General features: G+C 45.2%; 20 protein-coding genes and 1 tRNA gene. 15 read left to right on the top strand and 6 right to left on the bottom strand.

Going from position 1 to position 26,242, the window contains the following annotated elements; all coding sequences use genetic code 11:
- Positions 1-26 precede the first annotated feature (26 nt).
- From cmk to rfaD, 7 genes are all read left to right on the top strand, one after another.
- A complete protein-coding gene (gene cmk, locus GJV44_RS01470; RefSeq protein ID WP_226806858.1) occupies positions 27-740 on the top strand; it encodes a (d)CMP kinase in 714 nt (237 codons plus the stop codon).
- A 134-nt stretch (positions 741-874) separates the two neighbouring features.
- A complete protein-coding gene (gene rpsA / locus GJV44_RS01465) occupies positions 875-2,644 on the top strand; it encodes a 30S ribosomal protein S1 (protein ID WP_320412827.1) in 1,770 nt (589 codons plus the stop codon).
- A 6-nt stretch (positions 2,645-2,650) separates the two neighbouring features.
- On the top strand, positions 2,651-2,947 hold the full coding sequence (locus tag GJV44_RS01460) for an integration host factor subunit beta (protein ID WP_226806731.1): 297 nt from the start codon (positions 2,651-2,653) through the stop codon (positions 2,945-2,947).
- A gap of 532 nt (positions 2,948-3,479) precedes the next feature.
- Entirely contained in the window at positions 3,480-4,655 is a 1,176-nt protein-coding gene (gene lapB / locus GJV44_RS01455; RefSeq protein ID WP_226806730.1) for a lipopolysaccharide assembly protein LapB, read from the top strand.
- Positions 4,656-4,730: 75 nt separating this feature from the next.
- The gene (locus tag GJV44_RS01450) at positions 4,731-6,119 is read left to right on the top strand and encodes a UDP-glucose dehydrogenase family protein (protein ID WP_226806729.1); all 1,389 of its coding nucleotides are present in this window, start codon (positions 4,731-4,733) and stop codon (positions 6,117-6,119) included.
- Positions 6,120-6,190: 71 nt separating this feature from the next.
- The gene (gene rfaE1, locus GJV44_RS01445) at positions 6,191-7,156 is read left to right on the top strand and encodes a D-glycero-beta-D-manno-heptose-7-phosphate kinase (RefSeq protein WP_226806857.1); all 966 of its coding nucleotides are present in this window, start codon (positions 6,191-6,193) and stop codon (positions 7,154-7,156) included.
- A gap of 50 nt (positions 7,157-7,206) precedes the next feature.
- Positions 7,207-8,193 (top strand): ADP-glyceromanno-heptose 6-epimerase, encoded by a 987-nt coding sequence (gene rfaD, locus GJV44_RS01440; protein ID WP_226806728.1) that lies wholly within the window; start codon positions 7,207-7,209, stop codon positions 8,191-8,193.
- Positions 8,194-8,713: 520 nt separating this feature from the next.
- Here the strand turns inward: rfaD and mltB are convergent.
- Positions 8,714-9,874, bottom strand: coding sequence for a lytic murein transglycosylase B (gene mltB / locus GJV44_RS01435; RefSeq protein WP_226806727.1), 1,161 nt, complete (start codon positions 9,872-9,874; stop codon positions 8,714-8,716).
- A gap of 1,019 nt (positions 9,875-10,893) precedes the next feature.
- On the opposite strand from mltB, the gene GJV44_RS01430 reads away from it, so the two are divergent.
- The 6 genes from GJV44_RS01430 to rplS all read left to right on the top strand — a co-directional run bounded on the left by GJV44_RS01430 (position 10,894) and on the right by rplS (position 16,668).
- Positions 10,894-11,643 (top strand): electron transfer flavoprotein subunit beta/FixA family protein, encoded by a 750-nt coding sequence (locus GJV44_RS01430; protein ID WP_226806726.1) that lies wholly within the window; start codon positions 10,894-10,896, stop codon positions 11,641-11,643.
- 22 nt (positions 11,644-11,665) lie between these two features.
- Positions 11,666-12,598, top strand: coding sequence for an electron transfer flavoprotein subunit alpha/FixB family protein (locus tag GJV44_RS01425; RefSeq protein ID WP_226806725.1), 933 nt, complete (start codon positions 11,666-11,668; stop codon positions 12,596-12,598).
- A gap of 1,760 nt (positions 12,599-14,358) precedes the next feature.
- Entirely contained in the window at positions 14,359-14,613 is a 255-nt protein-coding gene (rpsP, locus tag GJV44_RS01420; protein ID WP_226806724.1) for a 30S ribosomal protein S16, read from the top strand.
- Positions 14,614-14,721: 108 nt separating this feature from the next.
- The gene (gene rimM / locus GJV44_RS01415) at positions 14,722-15,381 is read left to right on the top strand and encodes a ribosome maturation factor RimM (protein ID WP_226806723.1); all 660 of its coding nucleotides are present in this window, start codon (positions 14,722-14,724) and stop codon (positions 15,379-15,381) included.
- Between the two features lie 11 nt (positions 15,382-15,392).
- Complete coding sequence (gene trmD / locus GJV44_RS01410) at positions 15,393-16,166, top strand: tRNA (guanosine(37)-N1)-methyltransferase TrmD (RefSeq protein ID WP_226806722.1); 774 nt, start codon at positions 15,393-15,395, stop codon at positions 16,164-16,166.
- Between the two features lie 118 nt (positions 16,167-16,284).
- Complete coding sequence (gene rplS / locus GJV44_RS01405; protein ID WP_226806721.1) at positions 16,285-16,668, top strand: 50S ribosomal protein L19; 384 nt, start codon at positions 16,285-16,287, stop codon at positions 16,666-16,668.
- A gap of 1,931 nt (positions 16,669-18,599) precedes the next feature.
- Here rplS and rsgA read toward each other — a convergent pair.
- Positions 18,600-19,571, bottom strand: a complete 972-nt coding sequence (rsgA, locus tag GJV44_RS01400; RefSeq protein WP_420885750.1) for a ribosome small subunit-dependent GTPase A — start codon at positions 19,569-19,571, stop codon at positions 18,600-18,602.
- A gap of 804 nt (positions 19,572-20,375) precedes the next feature.
- On the opposite strand from rsgA, the gene orn reads away from it, so the two are divergent.
- Both orn and pmbA read left to right on the top strand, forming a co-directional pair.
- On the top strand, positions 20,376-20,990 hold the full coding sequence (gene orn / locus GJV44_RS01395; protein WP_226806719.1) for an oligoribonuclease: 615 nt from the start codon (positions 20,376-20,378) through the stop codon (positions 20,988-20,990).
- A gap of 872 nt (positions 20,991-21,862) precedes the next feature.
- Positions 21,863-23,248, top strand: coding sequence for a metalloprotease PmbA (pmbA, locus tag GJV44_RS01390; protein WP_420885747.1), 1,386 nt, complete (start codon positions 21,863-21,865; stop codon positions 23,246-23,248).
- Positions 23,249-23,264: 16 nt separating this feature from the next.
- On the opposite strand, the gene GJV44_RS01385 is transcribed toward pmbA, so the two are convergent.
- From GJV44_RS01385 to fdxA, 4 genes are all read right to left on the bottom strand, one after another.
- The gene (locus GJV44_RS01385; protein ID WP_226806718.1) at positions 23,265-23,765 is read right to left on the bottom strand and encodes a dihydrofolate reductase; all 501 of its coding nucleotides are present in this window, start codon (positions 23,763-23,765) and stop codon (positions 23,265-23,267) included.
- Between the two features lie 164 nt (positions 23,766-23,929).
- A complete protein-coding gene (locus tag GJV44_RS01380; RefSeq protein WP_226806717.1) occupies positions 23,930-24,766 on the bottom strand; it encodes a thymidylate synthase in 837 nt (278 codons plus the stop codon).
- 205 nt (positions 24,767-24,971) lie between these two features.
- Positions 24,972-25,044 (bottom strand) — tRNA-Asn (locus GJV44_RS01375).
- A gap of 111 nt (positions 25,045-25,155) precedes the next feature.
- The gene (gene fdxA, locus GJV44_RS01370) at positions 25,156-25,479 is read right to left on the bottom strand and encodes a ferredoxin FdxA (protein WP_226806716.1); all 324 of its coding nucleotides are present in this window, start codon (positions 25,477-25,479) and stop codon (positions 25,156-25,158) included.
- Positions 25,480-26,242 lie beyond the last annotated feature (763 nt).

Below are 26,242 nucleotides of genomic sequence, written 5' to 3'. Positions count from 1 at the left end.
ATATATTGCCATCTTCAGATAGAGTGATAAAGCCTAATCATCTGCTTCATAAATCTGTTCCAGTCATCGCGATCGATGGGCCGACAGCATCTGGTAAAGGCACGATTGCGCAACTTGTAGCAGAGCATCTAAGTTTTCATGTTCTAGACAGCGGTGCTTTATACCGACTAGTAGCTTTAGCAGCACAGCGCTACAGAGTGCACAAGGACGATATTGCTACGCTTGTAATGCTGATTGGTGGTTCCCATATTAGTTTTTGCGAAGGCTATGCACAATTGGATGGCGTAGATGTCTCTTCAGAAATTCGGCATGAGCCTGTTGGCAAGCTGGCATCAGCGATTGCGATGCATGCGCCGGTGCGCAGTGCGCTTGTAGCCTGTCAAAGCGCATTTCGCAAACCACCTGGCCTAGTTGCAGATGGCCGCGATATGGGTACAGTGATTTTTACCGATGCCGTATTAAAGATATTTGTGACAGCAAGCGCAGAAGACCGTGCGCAGAGACGTTATAAGCAATTGATACAGAAAGGGTTTTCTGTTAAAATTGATGCTGTTTTGCGGGAGCTACGTGAGCGTGACACGCGAGACTTAAAGCGCGCAACTGCACCATTAAAACCGGCGCCTAATGTACGCACGCTTAACACATCGACGCTGTCAATCAGTGAATCGGTTAACCAAGTTATAGCCTGGTACTGGAAAATCAAGCCGACTTATAGCGCTAAAAATGTAGGCTGCGGCTAAAAAATCCGTAAGTATGAGGGTGTTTCGGGTGTGTCGTGATATATCTAGCACTAAGTCACAAGCTGCATAGTGCCTAATAGTGATACCGTAAGTATCCCACGGTAACGTGGGATGTATTTTAACCTTAATCCTGCATGCAGTCGCCGGCTATCACAAAGCCGAGTCCCGCTGTACGCTATTCTATTTTTATGTCCGACCTGCAAACCTCTAACCAGAATATCGAATCTTTTGCGGCTCTGTTCGAAGAGTCGCTGACCCACCAGGATATGCGTGCAGGTGAAGTAATATCCGCTGAGGTCGTGCGCGTTGACCATAATTTCGTGGTTGTCAACGCGAGTCTGAAGTCTGAAGCTTACATTCCGATCGAAGAATTCCTAAGTGATCAGGGTGAAGTTGAGGTGCAAGCAGGCGACTTTATATCGGTCGCCATTGACGCCCTCGAGAACGGCTACGGCGATACAATTCTGTCACGCGATAAGGCTAAGCGTCTTGCTTCATGGCTTTCACTTGAAAAAGCGCTGGATAACAACGAGCTTGTGACTGGCACGATTACTGGCAAAGTTAAGGGTGGTATGACCGTAATGGTTAATGGCATCCGTGCATTCCTTCCCGGCTCACTAGTTGATACTCGTCCAGTAAAAGACACGACACCATACGAAGGCAAAACGCTTGAGTTTCGTGTGATTAAATTAGATCGCAAACGCAACAACGTTGTTCTATCCCGCCGCGCGGTAATCGAGGCCACGCAAGGTGAAGAGCGCGCCAAGCTGCTCGAAACGCTGAGGGAAGATGCAATCGTCAATGGCATTGTGAAGAATATTACTGACTATGGTGCATTTGTTGACCTCGGCGGTATCGATGGCTTGTTACACATCACCGACATCGCGTGGCGTCGCGTGCGTCACCCAAGCGAAGTGCTGTCTGTAGGCCAAGAAGTTATTGCCAAAATTCTGAAGTTTGATCAAGAGAAGAACCGTGTATCGCTTGGCATCAAGCAGCTCGGCGATGATCCTTGGGAGGGTATTTCACGTCGCTACCCATCAGGAATGCGGCTGTTTGGCAAGGTTACAAACATCACTGACTACGGTGCATTTGTCGAAGTAGAGTCAGGCATCGAGGGCCTTGTACATGTGTCCGAAATGGATTGGACTAATAAAAACGTCGCGCCGGGTAAGATGGTGCAACTCAGTGATGAAGTAGAAGTTATGGTGCTTGAGATTGATGAAGACCGGCGCCGTATCAGCCTAGGAATGAAGCAGTGCCAGCCGAACCCGTGGGATGACTTCAGTCGTAACTTTAAGAAAGGGGATAAGATTACCGGCGCAATCAAGTCGATTACTGACTTTGGAGTATTCATCGGCCTCCCGGGTGGGATTGATGGTCTTGTCCACTTATCAGACCTATCGTGGAACGACTCTGGCGAAGAAGCAGTTCGCAAATATAAGAAAAGTGACGAGATTGAGACCATAGTGCTTGGCATCGATGTTGAAAAAGAGCGTATTTCACTGGGTATCAAGCAATTAGAGGGTGACCCATTTAATAACTTCGTAGCAATGAACGACAAAGGCTCAATTGTCAATGGTACAGTTAAAACTGTCGATTCGAAGGGGGCCGTAATTCAGTTAAATGCTGAGACCGAAGGTTATCTTCGGGCATCAGAAATTTCTCAAGATCGTGTTGAAGATGCACGAAACGCTCTAAAGGAGGGCGATAAAGTTAATGCAATGGTTATTAATATTGACCGAAAATCACGCGGAATCCAGCTATCTATCAAAGTGAAAGATTCCACAGAGCAGCAGCAAACGATGCGTGGCCTGCAAGCTGATAGCAGCGCAGCCGCTAGTGGCACAACTAACCTCGGTGCGTTGCTTAAAGCAAAGCTGGATGGTCAACAGAACCAATAGGGTAGCATGACCAAATCCGAGTTGGTCGCTCAACTAGCGCTGAGATTTCCGAAACTTACCCTCAAAGATGTAGATTTTTCGGTTAAGGCGATGCTCGATGCGATGTCTAATGCGCTTTCTACTGGTAATCGCATTGAGATACGTGGTTTTGGCAGCTTTGCGCTGAATCGTCGTCCGGCTCGAGTGGGGCGTAATCCTAAGTCTGGTAAACGAGTCCAAGTGCCCGAGAAATGGGTTCCGCACTTCAAGCCAGGTAAGGGATTGCGCGAACGGGTCAACGGCAAGACTCACCAACCAATATAAGCCAGTCGATAGCATCAATATATAAGAATCGCTAAAAAATGCTATTGCATAGACTATAAAAAGCGTCATTTGGCGCTTTTTTTACTGGTATCACACGCTGCGATAGATTTCTGTCGCAGCGTGTGATACGCATATCGTGGACATGCTAATCATTCGCTATGAGTGCTTCCATCAATATAAGGGCACCTTCTTAAGGTGCACCTTCTCTGTTCCTAGCTACCAAAATTGGTAGGTGAAAGTTGTTTTTTAATTTTTTGTTAATTCGTTGTTTCGTTGCCATGATTAAGATTAGCCGTGGTTGAGCTATGTCATTGTCTTTAGGTGTCATTAGTTGCACTTACTAATGCATAAAGCACGACACTTAACTTCCTAGTTAGCTATGCATGGAATGCGCTATTGATCGTGATTAGACTTGTATTTTACATGGTCGGTCTACTTGCTCGACTAGTGTCGGCGCTTCTACAGTCTTTAGGCTGCAACTAGAAAATAGCAGGCTGAAACATCTAGCGTGCATATTCAACGAATCACATTCATGGCTTTTGATCTTTGGTGGTTACTCATTACCCTGATAGTTTTTGGACTCGGCTGGTGCATGGGTCACCATGATCCAAAAAACCCGTTACCCGAGAGCAAAAATTTACCGCGATCTTACTTTCAGGGCTTGAATTTCTTGCTCAATGAGCAACCAGATCAAGCAATCGACGCGTTTATAGAAGTAGCAAAGTTAGATCCAGAAACAACTGAACTTCATTTCGCTCTGGGTACTTTATTTCGCCGGCGCGGTGAGACGGATCGTGCGATCCGAGTTCATCAAAATCTGCTATCGCGCGAGGATTTGCCATCTAATGAGCTAGACCATGCATTATATGAGCTTGGTCAGGATTTCTTAAAGGCTGGGCTACTCGATCGAGCGGAAGAGACTTTTCAGCGTTTACATAGTGGAGACTATACGCTTGGCGCATTACAGGCGCTGCTAGCTATCTTTGAGATTGAGAGGGACTGGTACAAGGCTATTGAAGTAGCGCAACGGATTGAGGTAATGGGCGTTCTATCGCTTGTCAAACAAATTTCGCAATTTCACTGCGAGCTTGCACAGGAAGCATTGCAGCATAATCAAATAGACGATGCGCGTAAGTCATTGCAACAAGCGCTGAAGTATAACCCACAAAATGTGCGCGCGACACTTCTCAGTGGCGATATTGAAATGGCTTGTAACAAGCCAACACAGGCACTTAAGCGGTGGCAACAGGTCGAAAAACAGAATCCGGCCTACTTGCCGCTAGTTGCTCATAAGTTAATGCAGGCATATGCGCAGACCGGCCAAGCGCTGCAAGGCGCTGCATTATTGATGCGCTATATTCAAGCATATCCCTCGAACGATCTGCTCGACGACGCCTACAAGCACATTGCCGAGTTGCGTGGAGTAGACGCTGCTCATGCACTAGCGCGTACGCAAATGGATAGGTCGCCTAACTTAGCGGGCATGACACGGCTACTTGATGCGCAGATTGCGGTAGCAGAAGAGCCTCATAAGGGTGAACTAGAGCTGACGAGCGCGTGGATACAGCAGCGCACGAAAAATCTGTTGCGATATGCGTGTCAGAACTGCGGCTTCCGGGCACGCTTATTTTACTGGCAGTGCCCCGGTTGTAGTGGTTGGGAAACCTATGCACCATGGCGGGTTGAGCCGATCACATCAGCAAACTAACAGTGAGAGAACGCTAATTGTGAACAGCAAGCTCCCCTAAAAAAATAGTCGTATACCTCATACATTTAAACAAGCATGAAAATTACAATCATCGGTACAGGCTATGTTGGCCTAGTCACTGGCGCGTGTTTTGCAGAGCTAGGTAATAACGTATTCTGCCTAGACGTAGATTCGCGTAAAATTGAAATGTTAAATAGTGGGAAATTACCGATCCACGAACCGGGACTTCAAGAGTTAATTGATCGAACCCGCACATCGGGACGGTTGCAGTTCTCCACACAAATAGAAGCAAGCGTAGCGCACGGAGATGTACAGTTTATCGCAGTAGGTACACCGCCAAATAAGGATGGCTCGGCAGATCTACGGTATGTACTAGCGGCAGCACGCAATATTGGCCGATACATGCGGGGCTTCAAGGTGATCGTAGATAAATCGACAGTGCCAGTAGGTACCGCTGAACGGGTAGGTGCAACAGTGGCCGAAGAGTTAGCTCGACGCAAGATGAGCTACGGTTTCTCGGTGGTATCGAACCCAGAATTTTTGAAAGAAGGCGCAGCGGTGGAGGATTTTATGCGTCCCGATCGTATTGTAATTGGCAGCGATAATAAAGCTGGCAAGTACGCTCGCGAGCAGATGAGGAGGCTATATAAGCCATTTAACCGCAGCCATGAGCGCACAATGTACATGGACGTTCGATCGGCAGAGTTTACTAAGTATGCGGCCAATGCCATGCTAGCTACACGGATCTCATTTATGAACGAGATGGCAAATCTAGCAGACCAGGTAGGGGCAGATATCGAGTCCGTTCGCAGAGGAATCGGCTCAGACCCACGTATCGGTTATAGCTTTCTATATGCGGGAGCTGGCTACGGCGGATCCTGCTTTCCAAAGGACGTGCAAGCGTTAATGCATACCGCAGATGAGTATGGGCAAACGCTAAAAATTCTGGAAGCGGTCGAATCGGTAAACGAAGCACAAAAAAGCCTTCTAGTGAGCAAGATTACAGCGCGGCTGGGTCAATACTTAACCGGAAGAACCCTAGCAGTATGGGGTTTATCGTTTAAACCGAATACAAATGATATGCGCGAGGCGCCGAGTCGAACATTAATCGTCGCCCTGCTCAGGCGTGGAGCAACGGTTCGTGCATATGACCCAGTGGCAATGCAGAGAGCGCAGCGGGTATTAATGTTAGATTTGTGCGATGAACCTCAAGCACAGGCACGACTATCATTTGTTTCCACACAAGCTGAAGCATTATATGGCGCGGATGCACTAGTAATCATGACAGAGTGGAAAACGTTTAAGAGCCCAGATCTCGATGTCCTGAAACGCTCGCTGAAGGTGCCGCTAGTATTCGACGGACGCAATCTATATGAGCCTGACACAATGGCTGAGTTTGGAATTGAATACTATGCCATTGGCCGCGGCGCAGTGCCGGCTTATTCGGTACCTAGTGAGGTATAGACGTGTCTGACACACTAATTTCACGTTTAGCTCTAGATGCCGTAAGCAAAACAGACACTGTTAACGAGGCTTTGCCATCGAAACAAGTGCAGACGGTACGTCGGCTACAGCTCGCTGCTTCGCGTGTACTAGTTGTCGGCGACGTGATGTTAGATCGCTATTGGTTTGGAGATGTCGCAAGAATTTCGCCAGAGGCGCCGGTGCCTATTGTGCACGTACAGAATATCGAGGATCGTCTTGGCGGTGCTGCTAATGCTGCGTGCAACGTATCGGCTCTTGGCGCTCAGGCTGGACTGCTCTGTGTAGTGGGATATGATGAGCCAGGTGAGCGTATCGTTGAGCTGCTTAGCAAAAGCTGCGTGAACGCGTACCTAGAGCGTGATCCAGCGTTGCCGACAACGATCAAGCTACGCATTTTGTCGCGCCAGCAACAATTGCTGCGAATTGATTTCGAAAAAACGCCTGCACACGAAGCATTGCTAGCTGGTCTAGCGCAGTTCGAAACGCTGTTACCTCATCATGATGTTTTGTTGTTATCTGACTACGCAAAAGGTAGTCTGATGTACGTGCGGCGGATGATCGAAAGCGCGCAAGCCGCTGGTAAGCCGGTATTAATCGACCCAAAGGGGGATGACTGGGAGCGCTACCGCGGTGCGACGCTTATCACGCCGAACCGGGCGGAGTTGATCAGGGTTGTCGGCCCCTGGAAATCTGAGACAGACCTGCGCGCTCGCGTAGAGGAATTGTGCGCCTCACTGCAGTTCTACGCATTATTGCTAACCTGTTCAGAGGAAGGTATGACACTGTTTACGGATTCTGGCGTGTTTCACGAATCGGCACTTGCACGGGAAGTATATGATGTGTCTGGCGCGGGCGATACTGTCATTGCGACGCTAGCAGCCATGCTCGGCGCTGGCGTGCCGCTTGCCGAAGCGGTTCGTTATGCGAAGTGCGCTGCTGGCATTGTGGTTAGTAAGCTGGGTACTGCAACCGTAAGCTACGACGAACTATTTCCTGAATTGTTGACATTATCCTAATTTTAGTAGTCCAAGTATATGCTTGGACTCATTGAACAGATACGTAATTTATGACTATTATCGTTACCGGAGCGGCTGGCTTTATTGGTAGTAACATTGTTAAAGGATTAAACGCGCGCGGCGAACGCCGAATTATCGCTGTTGATAACCTAACATGCGCAGATAAGTTTCGCAATCTCGTCGATTGTGAAATCGACGATTATATTGATAAGCGAGAGTTTGTCGAGCGCTTGCGCCGTCATGACTTCGGTAAGGTGCGTGCAGTATTTCATGAGGGTGCTTCTTCTAATACAATGGAAGAAGATGGACGCTACATAATGGAAAATAATTTTACGTATAGCCGAACAGTGCTAGAAGCTTGTATCAAGCACCGCGCACAGCTTTTATATGCGTCATCCTCGGCAATCTACGGCAGCTCAACAAGCTTTATTGAAGAGCGCGGTTCAGAAAGTCCATTAAATGTCTATGGCTACTCGAAGTTTTTGTTTGATCAGGTGTTGCGGCGCACACTACCCAACGCAGTAAGCCAAATCGTAGGATTCCGCTATTTTAATGTATATGGTCCTCGCGAGACCCATAAGGGGTATATGGCATCAATAGTATTACATCACTTCAACGAGTTCCGTGCAAAAAGACACGTGAAGCTATTTGGTGCATATAATGACTATGCTGCTGGCGAACAGGCGCGGGATTTTGTCTCTGTCGAAGATGTTGTCAAGGTAAACCTGTTTTTCTTCGATAATCCAAGTAAATCTGGAATTTTCAACCTTGGTACTGGTCGTGCACAATCATTCAATAATATTGCCATGACCGTTGTAAATACATTGCGTGCACTCGATGGGAAGCCGGCGCTTCCGCTTTCAAAACTGGTTCAAGAGGGGATGATTCAATATATTGCATTTCCGGATACCCTGCGAGGCAAGTACCAGTGCTTTACACAAGCTGACCTGACTAAGCTGCGTGCCGCAGGCTACAAAGTTCCTTTCTTGAGCGTAGAGGAGGGCGTAACACGCTACGTACATTGGTTAAATAGCTAACTTTAGTGCTAGCCACCATGCGATCCTAGTAGATCGACATCTTATATCTGAAACATCTAATGAACAGAGTGATCTTTCCAAGGAAAGTCGACGTTTATGCTTCTTAGGGATAGCTGGAACGGTTCCTGGATCTGAGATAATAAAATGGCTGCCGAGAGCAGCATAAAATGCTAAAGACGGTCTGTCTCATTAGCGAAGATAGAAGGATGTAATCTAGTGTTCAGGTGCGAAGTTAGTGATGTATTGGTAGCTATAATAAGGCTTTATTTTTTAATTTCGATCTACTGGAATGTAACTATAAAATTGCGGAAAAAATTGAGTTGAATATACAAAAAAACTATCTCACATCATCTCTGATGAATAGGACTTCAGAAACATCATTCTTTTTTAGAATGACGTCGGATTTAAAATTACGTCGAGTGGACTCTACGATGTTGTGCTGTGCCACTAACCAGTGGCCGACTAATTATCTATCGATGAAGCGTTATGCTTCATTTGCATAGCTGTTACGGCAGTACGCTCATCGCACCGGATATATAGCTGGCTGGGCTGTCATCTCTGACAGAGCTCGCATTTCTGTCTTAATCCGTTCGCTTAGTTCATATACTGCTGCTGCATAAAAGAAGCTATGGTTGTAACGGGTGAGCACATGGAAATTTTTTAATCCGAGTATATACTGTGCGGGCTGTCCTGAGGTAAGTAGTTCAACTACGGATACGGGTGTTTCAGCTTCGCTTGCTATATCGACGGTACGTTCATCGAGTAGCATACCGGCATGTAATAATTGTTGAAGTGCCCAACGAGATTCGGCTTTCTTATCTAAAGCGGCTTTTGCAATTCCAATGCTACCAGTGTCCATATGAACACGCCATACAATCGGCCGGTCGCTTTCCCAACCGTGCTGCTTAAGATAATTAGCAACGCTGCCGATTGCATCAGCAAAGCTGTTTCTCAGATCAATATGGTCATCACCTTCGTAATCGATAGCGTATTCGACGATACTACTTGGCAGGAACTGTGGGATACCAATTGCGCCTGTATACGAGCCCAGTACTGTAGTTGGCTTAATGCCAGCACTTCGGGTCCAGACTAAAAAGTCCTCTAACTCCTTGCGGAACCGCGACATGCGTTGTGTGCGATTTGATGTGTCCGGATAATCAAAAGTGAGGGTGGTCAGCGCGTCGAGCACGCGGAAGTGACCCATATACTGACCATATAATGTTTCGACGCCAATAATGCTAACAATCACCTCCGGCGGAACGCCGAATTGTTTGCTAGCTTTTTGTAGCACTGCTTTATTCTGTTGCCAGAACCTTACACCTGTGTTGATACGCACTGCATCAATGAGGCGTGCCTGGTATGCTTGCCAACTCTTGAGTATTGGCGTTTTAGCGCCCAATACTAACTTAGCCGCAGTTTTTGAATATACAGCTTGGTTAAACAGCGCATGCAGCGCTCTCGAATCAAAATTGTGACGGGAGACCATGTCATTAATAAATGCATCGACATGTGAATTATCCGCATAGCACTGCGGCACGATTTCCTCCTCGAACATCTGGCTTTGCAGTACCGATGACTCGGATTGTGCTTGAACGACGACGATCTTCGGGGAAGAGCCGCTCGCTACCGCAATATGTGTAGTAGCGAACGTGCATAGTAACGCTTTGAGCCAGCGAGTCATTACTCGATTCAGTCTTGATTTGTAGGAAAGGCAATAGTGGCACGACAGTGAGCGAAACAAAACAGTCATGGCAGGGCATAGCAGGTAAAGCAGAAAATAAATGCGGCAGTGCGTTAATTTTTCCACAGAAAATGCGCGGATAAAAGACAGCACACTAAAACTAGCTTAATATTTTACTATATCTAAAAATAAAATAAACATTCAACCGAAGAGTTGCCATATGCTGTAACGTGGAACGGCAATAGGGGGTTGCTTTCTATAGACGATATAGACGAGTTAGTTGTAATCCGCTACCTGTATCATGCTGACTTGATACAGAAGTGTCGGCCACATAAGATAAAGGCAGTAGTATCTGAAGTAGCCCGGCATACTGATCTGTAAGGTGAGGCTTCAGCTAAGATTGTCAACGGAATGAATTCACTGAGTAAACAAAAGTGATATTTCGCTGTTAGCGAATAAACTGCGCTTGCATAACTCTGTACTGTATTATGCTTAAGCAAACACTGCAGATAGTTAAAAATCCCTGTGATAGCCAACCTTCTGTGTGCTAAAAGCAGCTAAACAGGCATCAAGTATTGCAGACTGTTACAGCAATGTTTTATGGAATATAGGTAGATGCTCGGGTATTATACTAAACTCGGATCTGGTGATAAATTTTTATGTTTTTTCAATAGTTTATGATCAGTAGAATAGTTGGTAGATATTATACGGAGATATGCACGAGCTCACATGCGTGGCGCACATAGACTTTATGCTGTCTATTATGACAGCAATAGCCGAGTCTCATGCACTGACAACTATAATTTTAGTTATGATTAAGCCTAAAACTGCGATTTCCTCAGATACAATTATCATTGTATATCAATTTGATATTATGTACACAATCCAGTATCTGCGCAGGAGTCCTAAGTTAGTCTAGTAGTTTTTTATCGGTCTTTTTTATTCAAAAAACAACGGTGTGCTATTTATAATATAGCACACCGGTAGGGTGTGTTATATACGAAACCGTAGAGCACAAAATGAAAGTTGTAGTGCCAATCAAGAGGGTAGTCAACTACAATGCGAAAATCCGAGTGAAGTCGGATGGAACGGGAGTAGATTTGACGAATGTAAAGATGTCAATGAACCCGTTCGACGAGATCGCGATGGAAGAGGCGGTACGATTGAAAGAAGCGGGTGTGGCTACAGAGGTAATCGCCGTATCGGCAGGGGTACCTGAGTGCCAAGAAATTCTGCGTACAGGGCTGGCAATCGGCGCAGACCGAGCGATTCTGATCGAAACCCAAGAAAAATTGCAGCCGCTGGAGGTTGCTAAGTTACTCAACGCGCTAGTCAATCTGGAACAGCCGAAACTCGTGATCTTGGGTAAACAAGCGATCGATGATGAATCAAACCAGACCGGGCAGATGCTAGCTGCACTAGCTGGCTGGTCGCAAGCTACATTTGCCTCTAAGGTAACGATTGAGGGTGAATATGCTAGCGTGGTACGCGAAATAGACGAAGGAACCGAAATACTCTCATTGATGCTACCAGCAGTAGTAACTACTGACCTACGGCTGAACGAGCCACGTTATATAACGTTGCCTAACATTATAAAATCGAAAAAAAAATCTTTAGAAATTTTGACGCCGAAAATTCTGGGCGTAAACGTAGTACCGCGGCTCAAAACTTTAAGGGTAGCCGAACCGGCGAGTCGTAGAGCAGGTGTGAGAGTTCCAGATGTTGCTACATTGATTAACAAGCTTAAAAGCGAAGCAAAGGTGCTGTAATGCATGACGAAAAAAGGCAGATATGACAATACTGGTCATTGCAGAGCATGACAATGTAACGCTCAAGGCAGTAACTCTGAATACGCTATCCGCTGCGCAGAAACTAGACGGCGAAATCCATGTGCTAGTAGCAGGATATAACGCACGCAGTGTTGCCGACACGGCAGCTAACGTGGCCGGGATCGCAAAAGTGCTACTGGCTGATGCACCTCAGCTCGGCAAAGGATTAGCGGAGAACGTTGAGGCAACCGTATTATTGGTCGCAAAAAAATATACACATATTATGTTGCCGGCAACTGCATATGGCAGGAATATAGCTCCTCGTATTGCAGCTAAGCTAGATGTTGCTCAACTAAGCGAAATTATAGCTGTGGTTAGCATAGATACCTTTGATCGACTAATATACGGTGGTCATGTTATTGCAACAGTGCAATCAGCAGATCTCATCAAGGTTATCACAGTACGAGCCGCAGCATTCGATCCCGTCGCTGCCGATGGCGGCAACGCACCAGTGCAAACGATCAACGCAGCACCGGCATTGTCTAGCGTGAGCTTCATAAAACGCGAGTTGACTAAGCTAGAGCGTCCGGAACTGACCAGCGCGAAAATCATCGTATCAGGTGGACGAGGGCTAGGTAGTAGAGAACACTATGAGAAGATACTTGGACCATTAGCCGACAAGCTCGGCGCTGCACTAGGCGCTTCGCGCGCAGCAGTCGATGCGGGGTATGTATCTAATGATTACCAGGTAGGGCAAACTGGCAAGATTGTTGCGCCGCAGCTATATATCGCAATAGGAATTTCCGGTGCAATCCAGCACTTAGCTGGAATTAAAGATAGCAAGATCATAGTGGCAATTAACCACGATCCAGAAGCGCCAATTTACAACATCGCCGATTATAGCCTGGTAGGAGATCTGTTTATACTAATTCCGGAATTGATTAACGCTCTATGACAATCTAGAATCTTCCGTTGTTTGTGCAATAGCGCTTAGTAGAGAAGCGCTGCGTGTGTCTTTTATCATCCTTACGTGTCTCCCAATAGTACAAGCACCGTATAGCGATGTATTAAAACTCATGACTAGGACTATGCTACTGCAACTAAATCTAGTTATTTAACTGAATAATAAAAATTTTGTATGTCTTATTTCGTATAGCTATTCGACGCACTAGTGGTGTTGCCGACTTCTGCAGTAAGTGAATTATTTGAGCAGATTTACCGAAATCTTAAAAGAATCCCTACCCTGTCTAGTGCCATCGCACAGATGATAACACGCAATCACTGACAGCATATTGTTAGCTAGTGATACAAAGCGTGCTACCAATAGATATTTGTTATGCGACTTGATCTCTAGTGAGAGTAACGATTAGGCGAAGGTGCACATCGGAAAAATGTTCAATTTATTAAAAATAATCAGGTAATATTTAACTCTAATTTCTATATAGGTGTAGTCCAAAAGCTTGATTTTGATAAAGAAAATAGAGACGACATGGCGGTTATGCCATGAGCATTATTCTATAATGGAAACTTTAGGTTTTATTGCTTAGCCTAGATTTCAGGGAGCTTTATCCTATCTTTACGCAATTCAAGATACCCAAGTTGTTCTACGCTAAACTAGCTACGCTATGTTATATGCTCAGGCTGATTATGCTACGCGTTATCGCCAATACTTGCATTTATTAGCCACTCATAGTGAATAATAGTTAAATGTTAAGATAGTCACTACCTTAGAGTCACTACACACAACGTGTGATGCCGATCTAAGTCGGTTGCGCATAATCTAGGTGGCTGACTAACGAATATTTTGATGGAGAATAGTATTATATTACTTATTCTGTACTCGTCACTTCACTAAAGTTAGGGAGAGTACTCGATGGTTACACGCGAATATAGTACAAATATGCATTATACATTAAAGTCAATTAAAAAAATTGTGACGCTCTTTAGGTAATAGCCTGGATACGCTTTTTCCTAGCTAATCCACCTCTATCATGAGTCATATCTGTATGATAAAAGCGATAGCATAACTATACATGTCTTTATCAATAAGCGAATAAAGAGTGAAGGAGTGTAGGGTAGGGAGTTGAAGCAGTCTTTAATTTGGCATGACGCAAATCAGCGGTATTAGTTTTGATAAAAGCAATAGAATTACAGTATAACAACACCTAAACTAGAATTAATTTGGCTATAAGCGATAGATGTTCTTAGCGGGGATGTAATACAAGGAACAACAACACCAGGCATTGTTAGTCGTTAGGAAACGACTAACAATGCCTGAGTTGAGATGAGCTGTTTCGGCATCTACGCCTGTTGAACCTTATTGCTGCAAGGCTGTAAGTGTGCTGGAGAGATACCGCGCGTGGCCAGTCTTGTTAGCCCAGACTTAACGCATGATCTTCTATCATGAAGATAAATAAAGATTACACGATAATATCGTGTTAAAAAATCAATCATAGGGGCATATACTATGATATACCCCTTATCTTATACTACCCCTATGTTTAAAGTTATAAATATCGGCTCGGAATACCTCCAGAGACACGGTCTATGATACTGACGCAATGATTATCTCCCGTATCGCAGGTAACGAAAACCAACATCCACACTATAGATATTTGTAGAGTTGCTATTTTTATAAGTTATAATCTAACTTTTTTATATTAAAATTCCCAGTATTTAGACTTAATATTCTAAATATCTAAATGAGAAAATATAATGGTTATTATCCGATTGGCCCGCGGGGGCTCGAAAAAACGCCCATTTTATAATATTGTTGTAACCGATTCGCGAAATAGAAGAGATGGCCGTTTCATCGAGCGTGTTGGTTTCTACAACCCAGTCGTTACAAAGGGCGAATCGTTGCGTATCATGCAAGGCCGCCTAACCTACTGGAAAGGTGTTGGTGCACAGCTTTCGCCAACCGTGACCCGTTTAGTTAAAAAAGATCAAGCGGCACATCCAACTGTATAGCTTGCTTAATGTAGGTTATTTATAATGTGTCGAGTGAGATAGAGTGAGATATCGCGAAATTTGTCAGCATACGGATTTTCGATCAGAGAAGCATTTGAGTGTGAGCAGATGTCAATCTGTACGTCATTGAAGCGTCCTCTATCGTTTGACCGACTTACAGTCGTCTATCCAGTAAAGCATAAGCAGCATCCGGCTTCGTCCAAGCCTAGCATTCAAAGTGCAACATCGTTACCAGAAGATGCGATTGAAGTCGGTGTGGTTGTCAATGCGTACGGTCTTACGGGTCAGCTAAAGATTGTTCCGCATTCCAGCGTCAGTTTAAGTAGCAGCGCGATGCTATGTACAAGATCCTGGTGGCTAGTCAAAAGTGGAATATGTTATGCAGAACAAGCTACTTTAAGAAAAGTACATAGTGCTACCGTGGTTGTGCGTCTTTCTGGGTGCATAAATCGCGATCAGGCTCTCGCGCTCTGTGGTGCTACGGTCTATCTGCGACGCGTAGATTTTCCAACACTGTTGCGCAATGAGTACTACTGGGTTGATCTGATTGGCTTGGTAGTTATTAACGAGTCCGGTGACGTGCTAGGCCAGGTAGTAGGGCTGATAGATAACAGTGCGCACTCAATTATGAGAGTGGAATATAACGTAACTAGATTAGATCAACTGACTACAAAAGCGGAGCGGCTAATTCCGTTTGTCGGCACTTATGTGAAAAAAGTTGATTTAGCAGATCGACGTATTATAGTTGACTGGGGGGTAGACTATTGATAGAACGCGCGATGCAATTCGATGTTATCACGCTATTTCCGGAAATGTTTCGCGCCCTAACAGACTGGGGGGTTACCAGCAAGGCCGCTAAACAACAACGTTATACGTTGCGCATGTGGAACCCTCGAGACTTTACGACTAACAAATACCGGATGATCGACGATCGTCCGTACGGCGGTGGTCCGGGTATGGTGATGCTAGCTCAGCCACTTAACGACGCGAGCGACGCTGCCCGGGAGCTGCAGTGTGATGGCAAAACCAAATCATTAGTGCAACGTACTCGTATTGTGCTGATGTCACCACAAGGTCGGCTTCTAGATCATACTAAAATAATCGAATATGCGGCGCTTCCTGGATTAATTATATTGTGTGGCCGATATGAAGCGATTGACCAGCGGCTTATTGACCGTGAGGTGGATGATGAGGTGAGTCTCGGTGATTTTGTGTTGTCTGGTGGTGAGTTGCCTGCAATGGCCTTGATGGATGCAGTAATTCGGCAGTTGCCAGGTGTATTGAATAACGGGCAGTCAGCTGCGCAGGACAGCTTCTTTGAAGGTCTTCTCGATTGTCCGCACTACACACGCCCAGAAGAATATAAAGGCGTACGGGTGCCAGATGTGCTGCTCGGTGGGCATCATGCGCAGATCACGCAGTGGAGACGCCGTGAGGCACTGCGTAATACGCTGGTCAAACGACCAGACCTGATCGAGAGAGCCCGGCGTAATAAAATATTAAGTCGTACCGATGAAGCGTGGCTTGCTACTCTCGTGACATCGGAACACTAACCCAGTGCATAAAAAGTGGTAGTCAAAGCCGGCTGCCGAAAAATGAATACATCTTCTACTAGAACCTTGATTCTGATCTAGGTGAAAAACGCTAGCAAGATAGTTATAGGAGTCAATCATGAATCTGATTGAAAAGCTTGAACAAGAAGAAATCCGTCGAGTACGCGAAGAAAAGATGATCCCCGATTTTTCGCCGGGCGATACGATCATAGTCAATGTGAAGGTAGTTGAAGGCAACCGCAAGCGTATACAAGCGTATGAGGGCGTAGTGATCGCGAAGCGAAATCGTGGTTTGAACTCGTCGTTTATTGTCCGTAAGATTTCTTCGGGCGAGGGTGTTGAACGGACGTTTCAAACGTACTCGCCATTAATCGCTAGCATGATTGTGAAGCGCTGTGGCGCTGTGCGCCGCGCAAAGCTATATTATCTTCGTGAGCGCTCAGGAAAATCTGCTCGAATTAGGGAAAAACTATCGTATAAAAGACGTCTAGAGTCTCACTAAAGCAGTACTACCAAAAGAAGTAAACCCGTTAGGGTATTTCCTCTACAAGTCATCTTATTGCATCGCAAGGGGGGGCGCCGGCCCTGTGTGGTCTCACTGTTTTATCGGCTATAATTCACGACACTACTGGGGTCTTATTAGCGTGCCTCGAGCAGAAATATATCTACTACCTATCTTTAGTTAGGTCAGTTTGTAGTCTGTAGAGAGCGCGAGTTAGGTGGCGTAGATGTGTCACGTGGCTTACGATAGGGACCCTAGCATGCCGAATGCGCGTCGATATTTTTTGGGGGGGCATTACCCATTACCTGGGTAACTTACTTAGATAAAATTTCCTCGCTACGATAGTTTATTGCAGGGTTTACTTGATCTTCTTAATTTCGACTGAGATTTTTAGGATCTCATGCATATCTATCTTAATACATGTGTTTTGCTATTCAATAAGTATTTTCTGTTCAGAAAATACGAAGTACCGTTTCTTTGCGATTTTGTATTTACTGCCACTAGATAAATTCTGGTAACCACTAAATCTGGATCATTAGCGGTGAGTAAGTATGTCATGTAACTCATATCAGTGCTTAGTTATGCGGCAGTTAGCGTTCATCCTCGCCTAACCTCATGATACCGAGGGTCTCCTAACTACGTATTTACGTAATAAGCGTCCTATAAATAGGGTAATCCGAGGAACTGTTCTATACATGGTTTTCTTCCGTATTGCTAACTCCGATCATGCAGCAACTTCAGGAGCTGTTATGGCCTAATTCCGTATTAATGCTGCTTTACTATTACGCGATTGGCGCAAGGAGAAATCATCTGCTGCTATCAGCAGATGATTTCTTGCATAAATTTCTGTTGCTATTTCGTAGATTGTGATAATTACGCTGATCACGACTTTTAGTACCAATTAATTTTAATTAGTATTCTTGTAGAGCGTAGCGATATTTATACTTGTCTTTAGGTTATTCTAATTATTTATTATCGAATATTTGTTTCGTATCATAAATAATGAGAATATAATGCATTATATAAAATACTCATGCATAATCTACCTTAGATACAGGAAAATATTGAGCATCGAGAGTGTGCTTATATACTGATTTATACGGTGGGTGACATCACACCAGCATGTTTTTTTAGCATCTTCTTCTGGATTCATGGTACTCATTAGACCTGTCTGTGTTATCCCGATCAAGCAGCTGGGAATACGTCGAGAACTTAGAGCACTAGCATTACACTGCATACTAGCCGCTTTTATCTTTGCTCATCAGGTATCTTATGTCGTTGAATAGATGCTGACCTTAACTAACTAAGATAGGCGTGGTCATCCTTAGAAAATTCCTTACCTATTTATACTTATTGAAATACCGTACAGTAGCGCTTAAATCTTAGAGAGGATGGATCAGGAGTTTCTATGCCTCTGTTTAGAGGGTGGCATATTACTCTATAGATGTTTGTTCTTCTAATGTCATACTATAGTGATATGGGTTGACTAATTATATAGTGCCTCTAAGCTTCTTATACATCATCTATCCGCGCACGATAGATGATGTATGTTATCGAATATAATGTAGATTATTGCGCTTCGCGCCTCTCTCCAGAGAGTAAGCAGTGGTAACCTTCCAGTTACTGACACCAAGATAGCTTGTTCTTGTAGAATTAACCAATTATGCTTATTAATATACCGCATAAGCAAAAGCGACAACCGCCGAGCAGCGGCCGGAATTCAGGGAAAGCGCGTTCAAGTTGCCCCTCACTCTCGCTCAGTCTAACCTTTTTAAATATCGATTATTTATTTTAAAACGAGTATCTGATTTAGTTATATGCTGATCTAGCGGATCAGCGACTGCGCGAGTCATATTTTACATCTCTGAATAATTTAGAGTAATGCTATGTAGGCATGCTGCGCATCAATACATTCGATATGCGGCATGCTGCTAGAGCACTGAGCTTACTTCGCGCAGTAGCTGAACATATAATACGTGCCTCGCCGGCGCAATAGGGCCTTGCATCACCGCATCTAGTATCGCGCAGCCCGGTTCGCTCAAATGATGGCAATTACAAAAGCGACAACCGCCGAGCAGCGGCCGGAATTCAGGGAAAGCGCGTTCAAGTTGCCCCTCACTCAAATGAGATAACCCGAACTCTCGAAAACCAGGTGTGTCGATCAACGCACCCCCATTGGGTAACACATACCAGCGAGTAAACGTGGTGGTATGACGGCCGGTTTTCAGCGCGGATGAGATTTCACGTGTTGCAGCATTCGCGTGTGGTACCAGTAAATTCACCAGCGCTGACTTTCCCACGCCAGACTGGCCGAGCAGCAAAGTGGCACGCTGCGCGAGCAGCGGCAAAAGTATATTGTGCGTAGCATCAGCGGCACCAGTTGCAGACGTTTCGATGATCCAGTAGCCAAGTTTCACATAAGATGCGATACGTGCGCGAGCGAGCGGCAGTGCAGCTAGTAAATCGGATTTATTTAGTAATACTACGGGCTTGAGCTGATTAGCTTCGGCGGCCACCAGTGCGCGGCCGAGAAAATCTTCACTAAAATGTGGCTCAGTAGCGAGTACGATTAGTAGCTGATCGAAGTTAGCAGCAAGGCGCTTAGACTTACACTGATCAGATCGACAGAGTAGGTTACGTCGTGTCTCAGTCGAAATGATGACCCCTTGGTCCGCAGATATCACCTTGAAAGTGACAAGGTCGCCAACAGCAATCTCACTTTTTTTTCCGCGCGGAAAACACTGAAGCAGAGAATCACCCTTATCTGATTGAACTATATAATTCCGGCCATGCGCAATGATGACCCGGCCTCTGCCATCACTCTCTATTTGCTCGTGATCCTTGCGGTGTTGTCTTGCCAGCTCTATATGATACGGCGTGCTGCGCACTGTTCGATTTCTCATATGCATACGTGCGTGCTAGAGCTATTTGATACGTTGTATTTCGGATAGATGAGTATAATCAAACAAGTAGCAAAGTGAAGTCGGAGATTAGTTTCACGCAGCGACATGTGAGTTTGCTTCTCGAACTTATTAAGCAGTTTTATATCCCCGTTAGGGCATAAGCGTAATACGCTAGCTATAGGAATGATATAGCCAGGATAAACTAAACTCACATCTACTACATTGCACCATCTTGCTTCATCAGCTATAGCATAGACAGAAAGAGCAGCCGGCCATACATTATACGAAGCAATGGTTTCTTGTATTAGATTAATCAAAGAACAACATCCTGTTAAATAAAAACCGAGTTTCACTGATAAAATGCTGAACATAATTGCATAACATATGAAACTAGTTCTACGATGACGTAGAGCGCAGATATTAGTGTCATCTGATTCTCATATCCACGGACCCGCCCCTTAACTCAAGCGCGGAGTATTTAACAAATATAGGCTGCCTACAAAACCTCAACTCGACTAACTCTCAGCATAGTAAAGTCGAGTTAGCGATTTTACTATGCTGAGAGTTAGTCGAGTTACAGTGAGATTTCGGAATAGGCACCAGTCGTGGACATATTCAGGAAATCAGCGACGCACTTATCTAGCAGTTTGTAAGCCATAAAAGCGTAGCAATTCTCACGATAATAAACAGAATCGTAAATACATATATTCATAGGAAAACTGTAATTCTGCCTATTCTTAGGCGTTCGCTGCCTGCGACTCTTCGGAAAAATAAGAGAAAATTCCATGTGCAAGAGGGGTGTTCATGAGTTCTAATCTACAACCACCTAGTAACCAGCGTATGCTGGCTAAGAGTGAATTAAACTTAATTTGGTTAGATATGGAGATGACCGGTTTATTGCCAAGCATGGACCGAATTCTTGAGGTTGCGGTGGTGGTTACAGATTCGAGTTTAGCGGTAATTATTGAGGGGCCAGTACTAGCGATCTATCAATCGGATTCGAGGTTAAATTCGATGGACCAATGGAATAAGATCACGCATAGCCAATCAGGTTTGATTGAACGCGTTCGTGCATCGTCGGTTACTGAAGCTGATGCGGCTGAGAAATTACTTGCGTTCTTATCGCAATACGTGCTAGCCAGAAAGTCGCCGATGTGTGGCAACTCAATTTGTCAGGATCGTCAATTTATTACTCATTGGATGCCAAAACTAGGTCAATTCTTTCACTATCGAAATCTAGACGTGAGCACGCTGAAAGAGTTATGCTGCCGCTGGCAGCCAGCGATCTATAGGGGACTTCAAAAGCATTCACCACATAGCGCACTAGCTGATATTTATGAGTCAATCTACGAATTAAGGTACTATCGCCAGCATTTCCTGAGAGCGCCTACTGCCGACACAATTCCGCGGGCCGGTTGATACGTCGAACGTCCCCCCGAATAAGAGGTAGGGGGACAACTGGCACTTAGGTTTCGGTCGGTATTTTGTGAGATCACGCTTTTAATGGGGAAGATAACTGTATACGCTGAGTCGTTTTTGCTATGTATGCCGTAGAATCAACCCTACGGCATGATATCAAGGGTAAGAGAAGATACTCATATTTTTCTATATGTCGTATAGTTTCTCGAGTATTTTATGAATTAACTATAGTTAGCCCAGAAAGTTTACAATCAGCGTTGCGAAATCGGTAATTACATAAATTACTCTATCGTTCTGGTACCCATTACCAGAATTTCTTCCGGCATTCAGCTGTACCAGAGACTTAGATATAAGAGCGTGATTGTAGCGGGCTTTTCTATGAGTTCCATGAGAGTGGATGTGGCATGGTAGTTGCATTGTCGACGTTTAGGCTGTATTTGCCCGTCTGCCGCAGGACTGGTAAGTCCGCCTCTACCCCTCATGCCCATGCTTGAGGGTGTGCTATAAGTCATAGACTCCAGTACTAGCGAAATTGATCATCAAAACTAGACTAGTTACTAGTTTTTTAAGGAAACAGTTATACTATGTAATCGTAGTCCTACTCGATGACTGAAGATGTAAGGGAACTCAGCATGTTCGGCGGCAAATCTAGATCAATATATAGTTTTTCTAGATATTTATGCTTATATTAGTGTCAGAAACTCATAAATGCCTTCTTTCTAGCAAGAAACTGTGCGTTAGAGATTCTGCACGCTTTCACGTATCACGTCTGCCAGATCTTGGCATAATAGAATGCGCTGGAACACACCCCCTATTCGCTTAACAAGCTGAGTGACTAGTCTCGCCGTTAAGCAAACAGCTTATTATAACGCATGTTGAAAACTAAGGATCGAACTGACATGGCAGCACACCAGCGTGTGTTTCCGCACACACAAGCACAACTAAAAGATATTACAGCAGATATCTTACGACATGCAAAAATACTTGGTGCAACTGATGCTGTAACTGAAATATCAGAGGGAGATGGTTTATTAGTATCAGTGCGGCAAGGCGCTGTTGAGACAATAGAGCATAACTACGACAAGACAATGGGAGTAAGCGTATTTATCGGAAAAAAGCGAGGAAGTGCAAGCACGTCTGATTTATCGCCGGAGGCGCTTCGCGATACGGTATCAGCTGCGTACAACATTGCACGGTTCACCGCGGAAGATAACTGCGCTGGTCTTGCCGAAAAAGAGTTACTAGAGATAAATCCGCCGAATTTAGATTTGTTTCACCCATGGGAGCTGCATGCCGATAGCGCTGTCGAAATCGCTCAGCGTGCTGAACAGGCGGCATTTGACACAGACTCGCAGATCCGAAATAGTGAAGGCGCGAGCGTATCCGCACAGCATTCTCAGTTTGTGTTAGCCACCTCATGTGGATTTTTTGGTGGTTATCCGTGCTCACGGCACTATATCGCTTGTGCGCCAATTGCCGGAAGCGGCCAGCAGATGCAGCGTGCAGACTGGTACACAGCGCATCGTTGTGAGGCAGAACTAGCTACACCCGAATCTGTAGGCCGCTACGCTGCCGAACGTGCGCTAGCACGTATCGGCGCACGCCGCCTCGATACCAGAAAATGCCCGGTATTATTCGAGGCCCAGCTTGCTGTTAGCCTGCTTAGTGCCTTTGTTCAGGCCACTAGTGGCGGGTCATTATATCGCAAGACAAGCTTTCTAACTAATTCACTTGACAAGCTCGTATTCGCGCCGCACGTACAAATACATGAAGATCCTCATGTGCTCCGCGCTCTAGGCAGCGCCCCATTTGATCAAGAAGGTGTGCGTACCACGCGACGCAATATTGTGCACGACGGCATTATACGTGGATATTTCCTATCAACGTATTCTGCTAGAAAACTAGGCATGAAGACTACTGGTAATGCCGGCGGCGCGCATAACCTGTCATTAACAAGCACGCTCACCCACGAAAATGATGATTTCCGTGCAATGTTACGCAAGCTTAGTACAGGGCTACTATTAACGGAGCTAATGGGGCAAGGCGTAAACTATGTTACGGGCGACTACTCACGCGGGGCATCAGGATTCTGGGTCGAGAATGGCGAGATTCAGTATCCGGTCGAAGAAATCACAGTTGCTAGTACGCTACAACAGATGTTTGGGCAAATTCTCGCGATCGGTGCTGACAAGATCTCGCGTGGGACGCAAGAAACCGGCTCGGTACTTATTGAGCAGATGACGATTGCTGGTCAGTAAATTCGCATCGAGTAGGTTAGTAAGAGATTCTTTCATATTCGACGAATGCATAGATTAGATTGCTCGGTGATGCTGTTTGATGGATTTTGCGCGACACTTCTCGCCAGCGCTCTACCGACGGCGTAGAAAATGTCGCGTCGCCTTCAAACACACGATCGATCTCGGTGACAATCAGTCGCTCAGCATGTCTGATCCCCTCACGATATAATTGAGCGCCTCCGATAAGATATGCAAGCGGCGCATGCAGCATTTCGCACAATGCGCGCGCTGCGTCTAGGCTGGTGACAGTGTCGCAACCATGAAATTGTTTTGCTGCATCGCGCGTCACTACGATATTCCGGCGACCGGGCAGCGCGTGCCCAATCGACTCGTGGGTTTTACGCCCCATAATCAGCGGCGAACCCATTGTAGTATTCTTAAAGTGCAAAAGATCCTCTGGAAGCTGCCAGGGCAGTGTGTTATTGTGTCCGATTACACCATTGCGTGCGCGCGCAACTATCAAGCAAAGCGTTGTCATCAATTTACCGTGAATTTAGGCGGGCAGAGAAAGCATAAAATCTAACGTAGTGTCCAGCTATAGCTGGACACATTTCAGAATTCTGTAAGAAGCAGATGGCAACTATTTTTTCTGCTGCTAGTGAGCCCCAATTTAATGCAGCTTATGCTATGTGTGCTACATAGCTATACGGCAATAGGTGCAGCAATATGAGGATATGGATTATATCCAACGATCTCGAAGTCTTCGAAGTGGTAGTCGAACAGGGTATCCGGCTGTCGCTTGATCATCAACTGTGGTTGCTGCCGTGGCGTGCGAGTGAGCTGCATCCGTGCCTGATTCATGTGATTTAAGTATAGGTGAGCGTCGCCGATTGAATGAACGATTTCTCCGGGCCACAAGCCAAGTTGTTGTGCGATCATATGAGTAAGAAAGGCTGCTGATGCGCAGTTATACGGAATGCCGAGGAACCAATCGCCAGAACGTTGGGTGAGCATGCAACTTAATTTACGATCTGCAATATAAAACTGATAAAGAATGTGGCACGGTGGCAATGACATTCGACCATTTAGCGCATTTTGTATGGGGGATTTTAACTGGTCTGGCAAAAACGATACGTTCCATGCATTAATAATGTGTCGCCTACTGTCTGGATTGGTGCGTAGAGAGTCAAGAAGTGTCTGAATTTGATCGGTTAAGGTTCCGTCTGGATTGCGCCAAGACCGCCACTGCGCGCCATACACTGGGCCGAGTTCACCACTAGATGTAGCCCATTCGTCCCAGATGGTTACTCCGTTCTCTTGTAGATAGCGAATGTTTGTATCTCCACGCAGAAACCAGAGCAACTCGTACAGGATTGATCGCACATGTAGTTTTTTGGTCGTCAACAGCGGGAATCCCGTAGCCAAATCATGCCGATACGATACTCCGAATAGCGAGTATGTACCTGTACCTGTACGGTCACTCTTCAGTGTGCCGTGCCTAAGCAGATCTTGTAGAATAGATAAGTATGGTGTATCCATAGTCTGGATCGCAGCATTAGTAAGCTAGTACGCTTCGGGAAAATCGAAGGTCACTGACTGATGCATAATGCTTAACTTGGCAGGAAATAACAGGGGTTACTTATCCACTTCAGTAAACGACTGCAGTCATCCGGTTATCCGATAGTAATCATGCATCAAGCATGATATGTTTTTTTTAGACTATATTGAATGCAAAAAGATTTTGCTCCCCGACCTGGGCTCGAACCAGGGACCTGCGGATTAACAGTCCGTCGCTCTACCGACTGAGCTATCGGGGAAGGGTGAAGAATTGATATTCAATCGGTTTTTGACCGGCTTGTCAATAGGTAAGGTATTAAAGCGTAACGTCATTAAGCATCAATATACTTAGCACACAGCATACACCGCGCTTATCGCTCAAGCAGCTTCAGCTTGTCTTTTATATCCTTCCATGCTTCCGCGTCCGGTAGAGCTGGCTTTGTCCTAGTGATGCTAGGCCATTTTTTCGATAGTTCCGCGTTTAATTGAATGAATTGTTGCTGGTTTCTAGGGACATCCTCTTCAGCATAGATTGCATTGACTGGGCATTCTGCTACGCAAACTGCGCAATCAATACATTCATCTGGGTCGATCGCGAGGAAGTTCGAACCTTCCCGAAAGCAGTCCACTGGACATACGTCGACACAGTCGGTATAGCGACACTTAACGCAGCTTTCCGTCACAATATGAGTCATTGAAGCTCCTGCACTTTGTAAGATAGCGATTCGGGCGACAATAAGTCGCAGCCACTCACCATCAGTTTACTCAGTGGATATTGTAGCGTACTGTCTTAGCGAGTCAGCATCTTGATTAGCCTGATGATATAGGTTGCTAGTAATATGCCGAACTAGGTTTACAGCGTAGATATTATATTATTTTTACGATAATATTGTTCAACGCGCTATGTCCAAGTTTCCAGCCTGTTACAGGTTATAATCAGTACCACGTTGCTACGCCACTTAATACATGAGTTACTATATTATTCTTTATAGTCAGCATCGCGTACCAGTTTTATTGCTATAAAGTAGCATCGATCAGCATGATATCTTGGCAAGATCCGGAAATAAATTAGATCTCTGTCGCTCATTACACTGTATCAAAAGAAAGTTTTGGCGATTTTTTACGCTATTCCAGACTAATAAGTCTATTGTGCACTAGTTTAGTGGCTACATACTAATCTTACTGAGCTGCTAGTAATGGCAGCCGTGAGGACAATCTATTCCATAATACGCGATACAATATTTATGACGCCATGACAGAGTAGGTTAGAGTGCCGGCTTAAGTCATGTGAAGCGATCGATGATGTGTAGTATCGTAAATACTTTCAGTAATTTCTACCAGCGCAGAATGGATGGGAGCTATACATGATAGTTGCATCGCACTTCGTAGCAAAGATTATTACTAGCCTACAAAGGGTGATCACACCCTAAGATTTCGCTCTATGTGATAATTCACTAG

It is taken from the genome of Candidatus Vallotiella adelgis (assembly GCF_020541305.1).
GTDB lineage: Bacteria > Pseudomonadota > Gammaproteobacteria > Burkholderiales > Burkholderiaceae > Mycetohabitans > Mycetohabitans adelgis.
Note: the sequence above shows the minus strand (reverse complement) of the source record. Positions and strands in the feature narration are given on the sequence as shown.